2 protein-coding genes are annotated in these 1,946 nt (G+C 33.8%); both read left to right on the forward strand.

The features are described from left to right. Window positions 1-139 precede the first annotated feature (139 nt). Complete coding sequence (locus CJD30_RS11595; RefSeq protein ID WP_294919320.1) at window positions 140-1,393, forward strand: site-specific integrase; 1,254 nt, start codon at window positions 140-142, stop codon at window positions 1,391-1,393. Continuing rightward, window positions 1,390-1,946, forward strand: a 557-nt coding sequence (locus tag CJD30_RS11600; protein WP_294919323.1) for a hypothetical protein, incomplete at its 3' end; no start/stop codon positions are given. The genes CJD30_RS11595 and CJD30_RS11600, both read left to right, overlap by 4 nt.

The following is a 1,946-nucleotide window of genomic DNA, read 5'->3' on the forward strand; positions in this document are numbered from 1 at the left end:
CTTAAATACTGTATTTACTGATTATAAATCCCAATAATATGAACTTTATCTAGTTTATTTAAGTATAGTGAAATATTGCTAAAGTATAATATACTGTTACACATAGGTTACATTATTATATAAATAACAGAGGAACTATATGGGAAAAGGACTTGTCGTAGTTGATACGCTTGATGCGGAATTAGTAGTGGAAAATCTACCTGTCATAAACGAGGGGAAGCCTAAAAAGTCAAAAAAAAACTCAGCAACTGGGGTGGAGATTAGAATCAATAAGGACGGTTCAAAAACATATTACATTCTTTATCGATACAACAAAAAGCTCACCCGAGAAAAAGTAGGCAAAGATTCGGAAGGTATTACAGTTGCATACTGTAAGCAATTTAGAGGTGATCGTATATCCATCAAACGGCATGGAGAACTTGCACCATCTGAGATTAAAAAAGCGAAACTCCGTAATGCAATTTCATTTCATAGTGTTGCGCAGGAATATCTTGCAGAAATAGCCGACCTTCCCGATGGAAAAACAACGAAAGGGCGCTATAACAATCATTTAAAGGATGTATTTGCTTCTAAAAACTTGGATGAAATTACCAAAGAAGATGTTGAAAACTTCATCAAGATGAAGCAAAAAGCCGTGTCTTATAAAACAGGTAGACCTTATGAAAATAAAACGATCAACGACATGGTAAATCTCATCCACACAATGATGAAGTACGGAATCTCCAAATACAATTTAAATCTCATCTCACCTGCACAAGGGAAAGGTAAAAAGGATAGAGGATCGCTTGGTGTTGTTCGTCTTACAGAGGACAATGCTAGACAGCGCTATCTTGATCCTACCGAGGTGAAACTACTTTATAAAGCATTAGAGGAACGTGAGGGAAAAGCTAGGCTTACAGAGGAATTAAAACTCGTTGTAAGGCTTGGACTGTCTACCGGCGCACGGCTCACTTCATTGTTAAATATCCGAAAGAAGGACATTAAGCTATCTGACGGAACAGTTACAATTACAGACTTTAAAAATGACAGCACCTACACAAGCTTTCTCAATGGTTCTACAATTGAAATGCTCAAATCTATATTAATAAATATTAATCCAATGGATTGTGTAATCGGCGGAAATATCAAACCAAAACACCGAAGCAGTATAAACAAATCATTACAGCCGATTCTTGATGAGCTATTTAATCAGGGACTAGAAGTTGATGATGCACAAAATAGAGTTGTAATTCACACTTTACGGCACACCTTTGGATCGTTGCTTGCAATCAATGGAACGCCTATTTTTACTATACAAAAACTCATGAATCATAACTCTATCGAAATGACTATGCGTTATGCTAAACTAGCTCCAGATCAAGGAAAAGATGCTGTACGAGGATTAAATATATGACAGATAAGCAATTGTTAGAATTATCACAACATGAAAGCAAACTACTAGTTCAAGATATAGCAAATAAACTATTTGAATCATTCAAAATATCTCAAAAAGAATTTAAATTATTGACCGAAAATGAGTTAAATGATCTGTATTACATTAGAGAGATTTTAAAAAATGATCTAGCTTGGGTGATTTTAATATCTTCTGTTGGATCAGTTAAAAAGTTTGAATCTATAAATAGTGAATTTAAAAATATGGATATAGATGCATATATGAAAAAAATAAATACTTTGAAGAAAAAAGCTGATGAGCTTTCAATCTATTCTGATACACCGATCACTTTAAAATTTCCTATCCATCCTCTTAATCATGCAATATCATTTAAACAAGCTCTAGAGCGTTTTTGTGGAAATGAAGAAACCCAAGAATTGTGTTGGAAGATATTTTCGGAAATGACAGGTATAAAACAAGTACGCAAAACTGCAAAATATTTAAAATTCATGGATTCATATGATTTTGAAGAGAGGGAATCCATTATTCAAAGCTTCTACTATCACTACACAAC

The organism is Sulfuricurvum sp. PD_MW2, assembly GCF_002633015.1.
In the GTDB taxonomy this organism is placed as follows: domain Bacteria; phylum Campylobacterota; class Campylobacteria; order Campylobacterales; family Sulfurimonadaceae; genus Sulfuricurvum.